Source organism: Xenorhabdus indica (assembly GCF_014467235.1).
GTDB lineage: Bacteria > Pseudomonadota > Gammaproteobacteria > Enterobacterales > Enterobacteriaceae > Xenorhabdus > Xenorhabdus indica.
In genome coordinates this window covers 106,419-121,937 of sequence record NZ_NKHP01000004.1, presented here as the reverse complement: position 1 = coordinate 121,937, position 15,519 = coordinate 106,419, and the positions used below count along the sequence as shown (strand labels likewise).

The window sequence follows — 15,519 nt, the reverse complement described above, 5'->3', positions numbered from 1 at the left end:
GGTTGATATATGAACAATTTTTTATTTAAAGTCCAATCACTCCGGTGTTATAAACATTATGTAATCATCTGACAAGTTGCGAGAATAGCAGGAGTTTAAAAGTTACAGTATGAGTATTTTAATTGAACAATATTTAATAAAGGCTAAACAAAACGTAAACTAGCCGAATTTGGAGTAATCATATTTTACTTTCAAACATTAACATAAAATTAGCTATCGTTTTATTGCTTCTTCAATTTATTTTGAAAGTTATAACTCACTAGAGTACCTCTTAATAGGTGTAGAAAACAGAATTATATATTAAATAAGTAAAAATGATTTCATCAAGTTAATGTTTTATTTTTCTGTTAATTCATATGGTTATGTAATATAAATGCTTCCGAACAATATTAAACCAGAATAGATATTAAGAATTTAAAATATGTGCGTTAGCTCGTGCACCTGAAAAAAATGGCTTGCGATTATATAAAGAGTATGTGATAAAACATCTGGGTAAACGAAGTACTGTTTCTGTTAATGAATAGCAGCAACGAATACTGGTTTGTTTCTTTTTATGCCAATCGGCGAATAAAGTGATTCAAAGGAAATTTTTGAAATGGCAAAAATCACTGGTACTGTGAAGTGGTTCAACGAGTCTAAAGGTTTTGGTTTTATTACTCCAGCTGATGGCAGCAAAGATGTATTTGTACATTTTTCTGCAATTATGAAAGATGGATTTAAAACATTGTCCGAAGGCCAACAAGTTGAGTTTGAAATTCAGGATGGTCCTAAAGGCCCAGCCGCTGCAAATGTCACGACTTTATAGTAAGAAGTAGTAAAAAATTTATTTTAGTTGGTATGCTGGTGGCTGGCTGAATATATCTATCGTTAATCTTTTCCATTAATTAACGATAACATATTGCAAATATCACTCTATTGGGATACTAATAGAGTGATTTTTATTTTGGCTCGGGGCGTTCTTAAATGAACTGAGAAGTACCCGTATTACCTGATCTGGATAATGCCAGCGTAGGGAAGTCTTGGTATCTCTGGTTTGATACCCGTTTTTCTTGGGCTGGTAGTAGGAACTACCATCATGAGAATTAATTCGTTAACCATTGCAGGAACCGATCCTAGCGGTGGTGCCGGCATTCAAGCTGATCTAAAAACATTTTCTGCACTTGGCGTATATGGAACAACTGTAATAACAGCTCTCGTTGCGCAAAATACAACAGGAGTGCAGACAGTTTATGATATTGAACCTGGCTTTATTTCTGCCCAACTTGAATCTGTACTTTCAGATGTCAGAATAGATAGTGTTAAGATCGGTATGTTGTCTAATTCTGCCAATGTTCATGTTGTTTCAGAAGCTTTCCACCGTTATCCGGTTCCTTATATCGTGTTAGATACCGTTATGCTGGCTAAAAGCGGTGATCCTTTATTATCGCAGGAAGCGGTAAAAGCTATGACGGAATTATTATTGCCCATTGTCTCTTTGATTACACCAAATTTGCCCGAAGCCGCAACGTTGTTGAAATGCTCTCTTGCTGAAACAGAAGATGAAATGTTGCACCAAGGGCGCGAATTGTTGTCGATGGGATGCCAGGCTGTTTTATTGAAAGGAGGGCATTTGGACAATAGAGAAAGCCCGGATTGGCTGTTTACGTCTGAAGGAGAGTGGCGTTTTACGGCTCCCAGAGTGAATACACGCCATACACATGGAACGGGTTGTACGTTGTCGGCTGCTCTTACAGCGCTGCGGCCACGTTATGCCGATTGGCAGAGTACAATACCCGTGGCAAAGGCCTATTTGCAGAATGCTTTAATGCAGGCTGATACGCTAGATGTCGGGAAAGGAATAGGGCCTGTACATCATTTTCATCAATGGTGGTAGGAAATGTGGTAATAAATAGTAGTGGTAATAAACAGTAGTAGGAATTATCACAACAATATCGTGGTATTGTGATTAAAAATGGGGATTTCATATCCCCATTTTTAATCAATACAGTAAATTAAACAAATTCTATCAGGCGATGGTGACGCTCTTGTCGAGATACACATCCTGAACAGAATGGATCAGTGAAACGCCTTCTTTCATTGATTTCTTAAATGCTTTGCGTCCCAGGATCAGTCCCATACCTCCGGCACGTTTGTTGATGACTGCGGTACGGACAGAATCACTTAGATCATTCATCCCGGAAGCTCCGCCAGAATTGATCAGACCTGCACGTCCCATATAGCAGTTGGCGAGTTGATAGCGAACTAAGTCGATAGGGTGATCTGTTGTTAGATCAGTGTAGACACGTTTATCTGTGTGCCCGAAACTGATTGCGGTATATCCGCCATTGGTTTCTGCCATTTTTTGCTTAACGATATCTGCGCCGATAGTTGCTGCCAGGTGGTTTGCCTGACCAGTTAAGTCGGCACTTGTATGGTAATCAACGCCATCTTTTTTGAAAGCTGAATTGCGTAAATAGGCCCACAACACAGTTACCATACCTAATTCATGCGCTCGTTCGAAAGCGGCAGAAATTTCCTCTATCTGGCGGCGTGATTCGGGAGAGCCGTAATAAATCGTAGCACCAACTGCAACTGCCCCTATATTAAAGGCTTGCTCAACGCTGGCATACAAGGTTTGGTCATATTGAGCTGGATAGCTCAACGTTTCGTTGTGATTCAGTTTCACTAGAAACGGGATCTTATGGGCATAGCGGCGAGAGACGGATGCCAGAACACCATAAGTTGAGGCAACGCAGTTACATCCTGCTTCGATTGCTAATTCAACAATATTTTTAGGATCAAAATAGAGTGGGTTGGTTGCAAAAGAAGCACTTGCCGAGTGTTCAACACCTTGATCAACCGGTAAAATTGAAAGATAGCCAGTTCCAGCCAGACGCCCGTGATTAAACAAAGTTTGCATTGAGCGCAATACAGAGTTTGGCCGATTATTTTCAATCATTACACGATCGACAAAATCTGTGCCTGGAAGGTAAAGATTTTCACGTGAAATGGTATTGCATTGATGTTGCAATAAACTTTCTGCGTCTTTTCCTAACAACTTCACTATATCAGTCATGTTTAACTCCAGTTTGCAAAAGGCGCTACTGATTGTTGTTTATATTTGTACTGAGTACAAGATAAGCAGAGAGGGAAACGGTAGTGGATCGCTTCAGTCGAAGCTATTTTTTATAGTTAATGCTATGTTTATTAAAATTTCACTATTCCATACCCGTTATGCAGATGTGTGCAATGAAATAATGTTGGCGCAATCTGTAATGAATAAGTATTTCAAAGCGTTTTTTGATCGGCTAATCGAAAATATATTTCTCTAAAATTTTCTTCAGAAATTTGAATAAATATGAATAATATTTATCTGAGATGGTTTTTTTATTTACAATTAATTTTGTTATTAAATGTACGTCAATTTTTGGCAAAAGAAATCTAATAATTATTAATTTAATCAATGGTTACCTGAAGTTTGATATTATGGTTAATTGTTTGAATTTAACTCATTTCCTATAAAAGAAAAAGGCTAGCCCAAGGGAGATTGAGCTAGCCAAGGAGGTGGTTCCTAGTCTTACAGTGAAACTTTTTTAGTTCTTCATTTTTCAGAACTGATAATACGAGAAATAAAATAGTATTGATGTGATCTGTTTCTAAAAAAATGGAACTATTTCTTTAAAATCCATGCCAGATTATTTTAAAGGATCCATTTTAACATGCGGTGCTCTGGTATTACTTCCTTTGAGATTGCGGATCAACAGAGCAAAATTCAGTTCAATTTCTACCGGAACAGACAGATAAACGATGTGACCATCTCCCGGCGCGACTTCGATGGACTGGCCTTTTTTATTTGTCATTGATGTTAATATAAAGTTGATATTGCCCGCAGGGGTCATAACTTCAAGGCTGTCACCAACGAGGAATTTGTTTTTTACTGCCACCTCTGCCAGGCCATTGACCCGGTTGCCGGTAAATTCTCCGACAAATTGCTGTGTGTCCGATACTGAATAACCATATTCATAAGTCTGGTAAGCATCGTGAGTATGACGGCGCAGAAAGCCTTCTGTATAACCTCGATGCGCCAAACCTTCCAGTGTACTCATTAATGTAGGATCGAAAGGTTTGTTAGCCACTGCATCATCAATGGCACGGCGATATACCTGAGCAGTACGGGCACAATAGTAGAAAGATTTTGTGCGGCCTTCTATTTTCAATGAATGAACGCCCATTTTGGTCAGTCGTTCTACATGCTCAATTGCGCGTAAATCCTTAGAGTTCATAATATAGGTGCCATGTTCATCTTCAAATGCACTCATATACTCACCGGGACGCTTGGCTTCTTCGATCATAAATACTTTGTCTGTCGGGGCACCTTCTCCCAGAGTTGGCTCCACATTTTTAACCGCAATATTTTTGACTGGGATGGGATCGTGAATATGGACGATATTTCCGACTTCATCTTCTTTTCCTTCCTGCACATTATATTCCCAGCGGCAGGCGTTGGTGCAGGTGCCTTGATTGGGGTCACGTTTGTTGATATAGCCTGATAACAGGCAGCGTCCAGAATAGGCCATACAGAGTGCGCCATGAACAAAAACTTCAAGCTCCATTTCAGGGACCTGCTGACGGACTTCGGCAATTTCTTCCAGTGAAAGCTCACGGGAGAGAATGACTCGTGTTAATCCCATTTGTTTCCAGAACTTAACTGTCGCCCAGTTAACGGCATTCGCTTGTACAGAAAGGTGAATATCCATCTCAGGAAAGGCTTCACGTACCATCATAATTAAGCCCGGATCGGACATAATCAATGCATCAGGCCCCATCTCAATCACAGGTTTTAAGTCGTGAATAAAGGTTTTTAGTTTTGCATTATGCGGTGCGATATTCACTACGACATAAAAACGCTTGCCCAATGCATGCGCTTCTTTAATTCCTTGAGCCAGTGTTTCATGATTAAATTCGTTGTTACGAACACGAAGGCTGTACCGGGGCTGGCCGGCATAAATGGCGTCCGCGCCATAGGCAAAGGCATAGCGCATGTTTTTCAAGGAGCCGGCGGGAGAAAGTAGTTCTGGAATAAACATATTATTAACGTTCTCAGTCTGAGTTCAAATCAGACCTTACCCTATCTGTTTATCATTACTAAGGGTAAGGTTAAAGGAGAAGGATTTTAGCGCTTATTCCGCTGATGACACAAATTTATTGTGGAAAATAGGGGGAAATAGAAATGGGAAAAGAGCCAGAAACGCGCCGTTAATACGGCACAGTTAATTAATTACGTTTAGTCAAATCCCGTACTTTATCTGTTGTTCCGATCTTCATGACAGACTGTATACCTTTCTTCATCGCGATTTCATTCCCATAATATTCACTGATACCAATAACCTGGTGATTTCTTGCCTTTAAGACAAAATAGCTTTTGCCAGACTTATTCTTTCTTACTTCATGACGAGTTTTGTCCGGAGAGTTGACCTGTACCGAGTAGATTCCTTTATTAGCAGCCGCTTTGGTGGTGTACATTTCACTGCTGAGAATAATGTCACCGTTTGCTGCTACCAGATTGAAATAAAATTGCCCGTTCTTTGCTTTCTTAAGATCATAATGCCCGGTAGCCATAAGAAATTCTCCTGATTGGGTAATTATCAGCTTAAGTTTAGCTTGAAATTTATTCAGGTGAATTTTTTAACAAAAATTAGGGTCACATCAGACGGCAAATTTCGGCTTCCCATCGGTATCCCAAGCCATAAATCGAGCGAATAAAAGATTTATCTTCATCTAATTGTTCTAATTTTCTACGTAAGTTTTTGATATGGCTATCGATAGTGCGATCATTAACGATACGATGATCGTTATAGAGATTATTCAGTAGTTGATCACGGGAAAAGACCCGCCCAGGCTGGCTGGATATTATCTTAAGTAACCGGAATTCAACTGGTGTCAGATCCAGAACCCGTTCAAGATAGCGAGCTTGAAAATGATTTTCATCAATTGTCAGAGCCCCTTGTTCGCTAATGATATCTTGTGGGCGATAACAGCGACGTAAAATCGTTTTCACTCTGGCAACTATTTCTCGTGGGCTATAAGGCTTACAAACATAATCATCCGCACCGATTTCCAGCCCTAACAAGCGGTCAATCTCCTCTGTTTTGGCTGTCATCATAATAATGGGAATATCAGAAAATTTGCGGATTTCCCTACAGATTGACAAACCATCAAGCCCAGGCAGCATAAGATCGAGCAGGATAATATCGGGTTGGTGTTGCTGGACATGAGCAATCACTTCATCACCACGTACCAACCATTGTGTTTGATAATTTGCAGTTTGTAGATAATCGACAAGTAATTGTCCCAGTTTGGGTTCATCTTCCACGATCAGAACGGTATATTGTGGACTCATTATTCTTATATTCAGTGTCTTATATTCAGCGTCTTATGTTCAGAAAATTTGGCCAGAGGTAATTCTACGTGAATTCTAAGACCACCTAAAGGTGATATTTCTGCCTGGATAAGACCATTGTGTGCTTCAATGATATTATAACAGATCGCCAGACCTAAACCCGAACCACCGCTGGCACGGTTGCGGGAAGATTCGCAGCGATAGAAGCGTTCAAAAATACGTTGGCATTGCTCAGCAGTCAAGCCGGGAGCGCTATCCTGCCAGTTCAGCCCCCATTTTTGCTGATCTATATATCCGCAAATAACGACTTTTCCGTAATCAGCGGTATAACGTAAGCTATTTTCCAGTAAATTCTGAAATAACTGTGTTAATCGCTTGGGATCGGCAAATAATAGGGTGTCTTCTGGTAAATGTAGTTCCAGAGTAATCTGTTTATCAGCAAAACGCCCCTGATAAGCAGCCACAGCTATTTTCAGTAGTTCATCGACATTTATTAGTTCTTTCCGGTAAGCCAGAGAGCCCCGATCTGATAGGGATAACAAATGCAAATCATCCACTAGTTTTGTCAGGATAGTAACTTCGGTCAGTAAAGAATGGATAGTTGCTTGTGTCGGTTGTCGAACACCATCTTGCAAAGCTTCCAGCTCACCGCGCAAAATAGAGAGTGGAGTACGTAATTCGTGGGAGATATCTGCCATGTGATCCTGACGCATCTGTTCATTTTTTTCTAATGTACAAGCCAGAAGATTAAAATCTGATGCCAGTTGACCAATCTCATCTTTGCTGGATACTGCTACACGGATACTAAAATCACCGGAAGCCAGTTTATGTGTTCCTTCTACCAGTCGTTTAACCGGTTTCAGAAATCCACGGGATAAGAAAAAAGTTGCTATCAAGGCCAACAGAGTGGAAAAGCCGGCGATAATCCAACTGGTCACTTGTTGTTGGCTGGCGAAACTGATATCAGCTTGACGGGTAATTTTGTCAGAAGCACTGACAATTACCCAACCAACAACGTCATTTTGATAAATCACAGGCTTGCGATAGGTTTCTTCAGACATATTATCCGCATGGCCCACTAAACGATTCATATGGCGATCAACAACCCAGAACTGAGTACGCCAATTGTGGGGGGATAACTTCTGGTGGTTGTTACTGCTCTGTTCAATATCACGGATAATCTGAAAAATAACGCGATCATTTTTGGTCAGGAAATCCCAATTACCGTATTGCTGGTACTGTTCTGTCAATGCTTCTGCCAGCATGTTGGCCCGCATTTGGCTATTTTGTTTGATATAACCAATGAATCCATGTTGGAAACTGAGGCGAATCCCCCAGTGCATTGTTACTAGTACCAGCATACAGGTAGCAAAAATTGCCAGAAATAATTTTCCGCTGATCCCTATCCCTGTTTTCATCCTGAATTTCACGATGGCTTTATTCTCTGAAATTTTGCTGCTCTGTGTTGGCGCCATTTTTCACGTAGTTGGTCAAAAAACAGATAGACGACAGGTGTGGTATATAACGTAAGAAGCTGGCTCATTACCAGACCACCAACAATGGTAATTCCCAGAGGATGGCGTAATTCAGCACCATCACCGTTACTCAGTACCAAAGGCAGAGCCCCGAATAAGGCTGAAAGTGTAGTCATCATGATCGGCCGGAACCTTAACAAACTGGCCTGAAATATTGCTTCTTGGGCACTTAACCGACCATTTCGCTGAGCTTCAAGAGCAAAATCCACCATAATAATGGCATTTTTCTTCACAATGCCAATCAGCAGCATAATCCCAATCATGGCGATCAGACTAAAAGGAGTATTGAAGAGCACCAATGCCAGCAAGGCTCCGACTCCCGCAGAAGGCAGCGTGGAAAGAATGGTCAGAGGATGAATATAGCTTTCATAAAGTACGCCTAGCACCAGATAAACAGTAATAATCGCCGCAAGGATCACCAATAACTGAGAACGCTGACTTTCTTCAAATTTTTGCACTGTACCAGTAAAAGAAAGACGTACTGTCGATGGAACACCGAGTTCTGTCATTGTGCGTTCTATTACTCTGGTTGCATCAGACATCGTATAACCTTCCGCGATGTCGAAGGAGATCATAGAAGCGGCTGAAAGCCCTTGGTGATAAACATCTAATGGGGCATTGGTTGGTCGCCAGCTTGCAAAATAAGAGAGTGGGATACGTTTTCCTTCTTTATTGATAACAAAAATTTTCTCTAAAGAGCTGGCATCCTGATTATATTCAGGTGCGACTTCCATCACTACTTTGTATTGGTTCATTGGTTGATAAATGGTTGAAATCGGTTGTTGTCCAAAAGCGTTGCCGAGCAAACTATTAGCTTGAGCGACACTAATGCCGAGGCGAGCCATCAGATCACGATCATAGGTGATGGTGAGTTCGGAACCTTTACTGTCATCGTCCGAATTTATTCCTGTCAATTGCGGTACTTTCTTCAGGGCCTTTTGGATAATAGGTGTCCATTTGCGAAGTTCAGAAAAATCATCTGACAGCAAAGTAAATTGATAAATAGATCTGGCGTTACCTCCGCCTCCGCCAGAGCTGAGATCCTGAATAGGTATCAAATAAAGTTCTGCACCCGGCTCGCGGGATAATTTTTTCCTTAAACGGGTTATGACTTGTTCGATATTCTCTGTTCGTTCACTCAATGGTTTTAAGCCCATAAATATAAAACCAACATTGATGCTGCTTCCACCTGTAAATCCTGTAATATTTTCAACAGTTGGGTCTGCATTGATAACCCCTATGAAATATTCCATTTTTTTACGCATGGCCTGAAATGAAATGCTTTGATCAGCAACAACAAAGCCTATTAATTGGCCTGTATCTTGTCTGGGGAAAAAGGTTTTTGGAATACTGATATAAAGCCAGACATTCAACGCAATAATCCCAACCAGTGTTAATAAAACCCAACGAGTATGGTTAAGTATCCATTTTAATGAGCGTCCATAGTATTGCTGAAGTCTCAGTAAAACTTTGCCGAAACCGCGGGTTCTTTTTAGTGATTTTTCCGGTGAAGATTTCAATAAATGAGCGCACATCATCGGCGTTAAAGTCAGGGAAACCAGCAGTGAAATACCTATCGCGGTTGCGAGCGTAACAGCAAAATCAAGGAATAGTCTGCCAAGTAACTCATCTATCAGTATAAGGGGTATAAAGACAGCAACGAGTGAAAGGCTCATAGCAAGAACAGTAAAACCGACTTCTCTTACTCCCTTAAGAGCGGCTTGTGCTGGTTTCAACCCGGCTTCCAGATGACGGGAAATATTTTCCAGTACCACAATGGCATCATCGACGACGAAACCCGTAGCAATGGTCAGTGCCATCAATGAGAGGTTATTCAGGCTGAAACCACATAAGTACATAGCCGTAAACGTACCAATCAATGATACCGGAACTGCAATTGCCGGGATAAGAGTGGCACGTCCTGAACGTAGGAATAGAAAAACAACCAGGATCACCAGAGCGACGGCAACGGCAAGTGCCCGTTCCACTTCATGCAGGGATGCCCGAATAGGGGGAGAGCGATCCTGTACAACATTTAGCTGAATATTAGCGGGTATTGATGCTCGCAGGGCCGGGAGTTCAGCACGAATTTTCTTGATGGTTTCAATGATATTTGCACTTGATTCCCGCCGGATAATCAGCGCAATAGCGGGGCCATTGCCGGACATTCCCGCTGCCCGGGTATCTTCGACTGAATCTTTGACCGTTGCGACATCTTTTAAACGAACGGGTGAGCCATTACGGTAGTGCACAATAATGGAAGCATAATTGTCCGCTTGCTTGATTTCATCGTTGGTTTGTATTTGCCAGCTTTGTTTATCTGTATCAACGTGCCCTGTTGGGCGTCTGACATTCGCCTTGTTGATAGTTTCGCGAATATTATCAAGAGACACACCCTGATTGAATAAGGCATTGGGATTCAGTTCGACCCGTATTGCGGGTAGTGAACTACCTGCAACTCTAACTTGGCTGACACCTTCTATTTGTGAAATCTTTTGGGCAAGATGTGTTGAGGCGATATCATACAATTGCCCTTCACCATAACTATCTGATGTCAAAGTCAGAATCATGATTGGGGCAGAAGCAAGATTTGCCTTATGGTAGGTTGGGCGGCTTGGCATCCCCGAAGGTAACAGGCTTTCCGCTGCATTGATAGCTGCCTGTACATCCCGTGCTGCCCCATTAATATCCCGGCTCAGTTCAAATTCCAGAGAAATATCACTGGAACCTAATGAACTGCTGGAATTCATCTCTTTAATACCCGCAATTCTGCCGAGTGAACGTTCTAATGGGGTGGTGACGGAAGAAGCCATCGTTTCCGGTGATGCTCCGGGCATTGAAGCAGAAACTGTAATCACTGGAAAATCAACTTGCGGTAATGGTGATACTGGCAACAGGGTGAAGCTAACAGCACCAAATAGCGTAATGGCTACGCTTAATAGTGTGGTTGCGACAGGCCGCTGGATAAATAAGGCGAAAAATTTCACAGCGGCTCCTGATGGTCAGTAGAAGAATGCGCTAATTTTGTTTGATCATCATTCTGTTGCTTAGGATTACTCTTATACTTGTATTTATTCTTGTAATAGTGCCCTAGCCGATCAAATAGCAGATAAATAACAGGTGTTGTAAACAAGGTCAGGATCTGGCTCATAATCAATCCGCCTACCATACTAACCCCCAAAGGACGGCGCAGTTCAGCTCCAATTCCGTTGCTGAGCATTAATGGTAATGCTCCCAATAGTGCAGCCATCGTTGTCATTAATATTGGCCTGAAACGCAAGAGGCAGGCTTGAAAAATGGCATCATAGGGTGACATTCCGTTTTCCCGTTCTGCTACTAAGGCAAAATCAATCATCATGATGGCGTTCTTCTTCACAATACCAATCAGCAAAATAATCCCAATGATGGCAATAACATCCAGTTCATAGCCACCTAGTATTAAAGCCAATAATGCTCCGACGCCAGCAGTGGGGAGTGTTGACAGGATAGTTACCGGATGAATAAAGCTTTCATACAGTATGCCAAGCACAATGTACATCGCAACGACAGCAGCCAATATCAGCAATAAGGTACTACTCAGTGCATTCTGGAATGCCAATGTTGCTCCCTGAAACTGTGTGTTGATATCGTTTGGTATATTAATTGCGCGTTCTGTTTCCTTTACTGCATTAACTGCTGCTTCCAGAGAAGTATTTGGTGCAACATTGAATGAAAAAGTGGTAGCAGGAAATTGTTGCAGATGATTGATGGATAAATAACCTAATTGTTGTTTCACTGTAGCGATAGCGGTTAGGGGTACTATCTTGCCATCAGCGCTAATAAGACGGACATCATTGAGTGCATCAAGACCGGGTGAATGCGTTGTATCCTGCTCCAGCACGACGCGGTATTGATTCGCCTGTGTGTAAATGGTCGAAATTAACCTTTGGCCAAAAGCGCTATACAGTGTGTTATCAATATCAGCCATAGAAATACCTAGCCGACTGGCCATATCGCGATTCACATCAATATAAGCGACTAACCCCCTGTTTTGCCAATCATTACTGATATCAACCAATTCAGGACGCTTTTTTAGTGCTTCCTGTAATTTTGGAACCCAGACACTGAGTTCATCAAGAGAAGTAGCCTGTAAAGTAAATTGATATTGGGTACGGGAAACCTGAGTATCAATTGTCAGATCTTGAGTCGGTTGTAGATACAAGGTTACATCGGGGACTTTGGCCACTTGAGCTTGCAGGCGGGGAATAATTTCTTCAATTCTATCGTCACGCTGATCGAAAGATTTAAGCGTAATTTGCAAACGACCATTATTCAATGTTGAGTTACTACCATCAACACCAATAAACGTAGTTACATTCTTCACAGCCGGATCCTTTAGTAACAATGAAGTTACCTGACGCTGTTTGTCTGCCATGGCGCTGAAAGAGATGGATTGTGGTGCTTCCAGTGTTCCCTGAATTAATCCATTATCCTGCAATGGGAAAAATCCTTTTGGGATCACGATATAGAGCAGAGCAGTTAAAGCCAGAGTACTGAGTGTAACACCGAGTGTTATCCAAGGATGGTTCAGGACACGTTTTAGCCATGTGCCATATATCGCAATTATCCACTCAAAGAAACGTTCACAGGCTTGCTCAAAGCGATTATGTTTAACATCCGTTTCTGCTTTCAGCATTTTTGCGCACATCATTGGTGTCAGTGTCAGTGAAACTACGGCTGAAATTAAAATCGCCACCGCTAGTGTAATTGCAAACTCCCGGAATAAACGACCGACAATATCTCCCATAAATAGCAGAGGGATCAGAACGGCAATCAAAGAAAAAGTCAGTGAAATAATGGTAAAACCGATTTCACCGGCTCCCTTCAATGCGGCAGCCAGCGGCTTTTCTCCCCGCTCAATATGGCGGGAAATATTTTCGATAACCACAATGGCATCATCAACGACAAAACCTGTTGCGATGGTTAATGCCATCAAGGTGAGGTTATTGACGGAAAAACCACAAAAGTACATCACCGCAAATGTGCCGATCAGGGAAAGTGGCACTGAAATGCTTGGGATCAGGGTGGCAATTGTATTGCGTAAAAACAGGTAAATCACCATCACAACCAATGCAATTGCCAGCAACAACTCAAATTGCACATCCTTAACTGAAGAGCGGATTGTGACAGTTCGGTCAGTCAGAACATCTACATTCACTGACTTAGGCAGGTTGCTGATCAACTCTGGCAGCATGGAACGAATATTATCAGTCGTTTCAATGACATTAGCACCCGGCTGACGTTGGACATTAATAACAATAGCGGGTTTTTCATTTGCCCAAGCGCCCAGTTTGGTATTCTCTGCACCTTGTTCAATGGTTGCAACATCCCGCAGGCGGATCGGAGCCCCATTTTTATAGGCCACAATTAAATTGCGGTATTCGCCAATGGACTTCATTTGATCATTGGCAGACAAAGTGATCGAACGGGTCGGGCCATCAAAACTGCCTTTTGGTGAATTTACATTCGCACTTACAATTGCATTGCTGATGGTACGACTATCTAACCCTTGTGCAGCGATAGCCTGTGCATTTAACTTCACACGCACAGCAGGGCGCTGTCCTCCAGCCAGAGTGACTAAACCTACACCACCGATTTGAGAAATGCGTTGAGCAACGCGAGTTTCCACCATATCCTGAACCTCTGTCATCGGCAGGGAATCAGACGTTACGGCCAGTGTTAAGATAGGCGGATCAGCCGGATTGACCTTACTGTAAATTGGCGGATAGGGCAGGTCATCGGGTAATAAATTAATGGTTGAATTAATGGCGGCCTGTACATCCTGCTCCGCTACATCCAATGGCAAGGAGAGCTGGAATACCAGTGTAATAACAGAAGCGCCCCCGGAACTTTGCGATGCCATCTGCTTCAAACCGGATATTTGCCCGAATCTGCGTTCTAATGGTGCTGTTATAGCAGAAGTCATTACGTCAGGGTTAGCACCGGGATAGAGCGTAATAACCTGAATAGTAGGATAATCTACTTGTGGCAATGCAGAAACTGGTAGCATCCGGTAGCCGATAATACCAGAAAGCAATATTGCAATCATAAACAGTGTGGTTGCTACCGGACGCAAGATAAACAAGCGGGACGGGCCGCCCCCTGCTATTGGAGAACCAGAAAGCATTAAGTATTCTCCACTTTACTGTTTGACTGATCAGAGTTATTGCTGTTATCTGACTCTGGTTTTAGGGGCTTAACAATCTCGATAATAGCACCTTCTGTCAACTGATCAGTACCATCTGTAACAACCCGGTCACCGACGGACAACCTGTTGTTAATAACAACTAATTCGGTGTTTTGCAATCCGATAGTCACCTTATGTTTACTGACTTTATTATCTTTATCCACCATCCAGACAAAATAACCTTCACTACTCATCTGTAATGCAGCACTTGGGATCACAATGGCATTGTTGAGTGTATTCACTTTGATCTGAATATTGACAAACTGATTTGGAAACAACGCATTATCCTGATTATTGAATTGTGCTTTCATTTTGATGGTGCCGGTAGCAACATCAATTTGGTTGTCAATACTGAGTAATTTGCCTTGTGCCAGTTGTAACTGGTTATTGCGATCCCAGGCGATAACAGCGAGTTCTTTATTGCTCTTTTGTGCCTTCAGTATAGTGCTGAGATCATTTTCAGGCAGGGAAAACACCACATCGATAGGGTTGACACGTGTGATGACCACAATCGGATTTTCTCCTCCGGAAGAGACATAATTACCAACATCTATCCGTTTCAGACCGACACGACCTGAAATAGGGGCAATAATGCGGCTATAGGTTAATTGCAGTTTCTGTTCATCAATATCTGCCTGATCAGTTTTTAGGGCGGCTTGATACTGGCGTACTAAGGAAAACTGCTTATCCAAATCTTGTTGAGTAATTAATTTGTTTTTTGCCAATTGCTGATAACGAGCTAAATTCTGTTTAGCATCAGCCAGTATCGCTTGATCTTTGACATATTGCCCTTGTGCTTTTGCTAGCCTGACCTGAAAAGGACGGGGATCAATTTCCGCCAGTAAATCGCCTTTTTTGACAAGTTGGCCTTCATTAAAATGCAGAGCAATTAATTGCCCATTCACAAGGCTGGTAACATTTACGGTATCAGCAGCCTGAACTGTTCCTAACCCTCCCAGATAATGGGGGACAGACTCTATTTTAACAGTAGCCACTTGAACGGGTTGAGGAGGAATAAGGTGCGAATTTTTCTGCAATGCTGACACTTGTGCTGATTTTTCTCCCGATGTGGCTGATTTTTTAAAATAGTTCCATGTAAAAAAAGCAGCCGCGGCAATAACGGCTAACACAGCAAACCCAAAAAAGTAGGTACGACATTTATTGCTCATATATTCGATATTCTCTTCATATTGTGCCGATAATCAGTCACACGCATCTTATGCTAAATCAGTGTAAATATATATTTAATTAGTGTACTTGGAGAGAAATAGCCAATCATGGAGAAAATGTGGAAATTATGTCAATGAAATAAATACTATTGTTATCTGAGCGTAAAAGCTGAATTTTTAAGTTTCCGTGAGAAGTGCTAAAGGGTCTAA

General features: G+C 41.9%; 10 protein-coding genes and 1 riboswitch. Of the genes, 2 read left to right on the top strand and 8 right to left on the bottom strand.

Annotation, left to right across the window (positions count from 1 at the left end; all coding sequences use genetic code 11):
- Window positions 1–595 precede the first annotated feature (595 nt).
- Both cspE and thiD read left to right on the top strand, forming a co-directional pair.
- Window positions 596–805 (top strand): transcription antiterminator/RNA stability regulator CspE, encoded by a 210-nt coding sequence (gene cspE / locus Xind_RS04865; protein WP_038269841.1) that lies wholly within the window; start codon window positions 596–598, stop codon window positions 803–805.
- 134 nt (window positions 806–939) lie between these two features.
- Window positions 940–1,032: riboswitch (TPP riboswitch) on the top strand.
- 40 nt (window positions 1,033–1,072) lie between these two features.
- Complete coding sequence (thiD, locus tag Xind_RS04860; protein ID WP_187649618.1) at window positions 1,073–1,873, top strand: bifunctional hydroxymethylpyrimidine kinase/phosphomethylpyrimidine kinase; 801 nt, start codon at window positions 1,073–1,075, stop codon at window positions 1,871–1,873.
- Window positions 1,874–2,005: 132 nt separating this feature from the next.
- On the opposite strand, the gene fbaB is transcribed toward thiD, so the two are convergent.
- The 8 genes from fbaB to Xind_RS04820 form a co-directional block, all read right to left on the bottom strand.
- The gene (gene fbaB, locus Xind_RS04855; RefSeq protein WP_187649584.1) at window positions 2,006–3,055 is read right to left on the bottom strand and encodes a class I fructose-bisphosphate aldolase; all 1,050 of its coding nucleotides are present in this window, start codon (window positions 3,053–3,055) and stop codon (window positions 2,006–2,008) included.
- A 619-nt stretch (window positions 3,056–3,674) separates the two neighbouring features.
- On the bottom strand, window positions 3,675–5,066 hold the full coding sequence (gene trhP / locus Xind_RS04850; RefSeq protein ID WP_187649583.1) for a prephenate-dependent tRNA uridine(34) hydroxylase TrhP: 1,392 nt from the start codon (window positions 5,064–5,066) through the stop codon (window positions 3,675–3,677).
- A gap of 187 nt (window positions 5,067–5,253) precedes the next feature.
- The gene (locus tag Xind_RS04845; RefSeq protein WP_187649582.1) at window positions 5,254–5,598 is read right to left on the bottom strand and encodes a YegP family protein; all 345 of its coding nucleotides are present in this window, start codon (window positions 5,596–5,598) and stop codon (window positions 5,254–5,256) included.
- A gap of 82 nt (window positions 5,599–5,680) precedes the next feature.
- Window positions 5,681–6,379 (bottom strand): envelope stress response regulator BaeR, encoded by a 699-nt coding sequence (gene baeR / locus Xind_RS04840; protein ID WP_047679562.1) that lies wholly within the window; start codon window positions 6,377–6,379, stop codon window positions 5,681–5,683.
- Window positions 6,380–6,390: 11 nt separating this feature from the next.
- Entirely contained in the window at window positions 6,391–7,797 is a 1,407-nt protein-coding gene (gene baeS / locus Xind_RS04835) for an envelope stress sensor histidine kinase BaeS (protein ID WP_047679560.1), read from the bottom strand.
- Between the two features lie 8 nt (window positions 7,798–7,805).
- Complete coding sequence (gene mdtC, locus Xind_RS04830) at window positions 7,806–10,901, bottom strand: multidrug efflux RND transporter permease subunit MdtC (RefSeq protein WP_187649581.1); 3,096 nt, start codon at window positions 10,899–10,901, stop codon at window positions 7,806–7,808.
- Complete coding sequence (locus Xind_RS04825) at window positions 10,898–14,080, bottom strand: MdtB/MuxB family multidrug efflux RND transporter permease subunit (protein WP_187649580.1); 3,183 nt, start codon at window positions 14,078–14,080, stop codon at window positions 10,898–10,900. Before Xind_RS04825 ends, mdtC begins: the two co-directional genes overlap by 4 nt.
- Entirely contained in the window at window positions 14,080–15,309 is a 1,230-nt protein-coding gene (locus Xind_RS04820) for an MdtA/MuxA family multidrug efflux RND transporter periplasmic adaptor subunit (RefSeq protein ID WP_187649579.1), read from the bottom strand. Before Xind_RS04820 ends, Xind_RS04825 begins: the two co-directional genes overlap by 1 nt.
- Window positions 15,310–15,519: the final 210 nt, after the last annotated feature.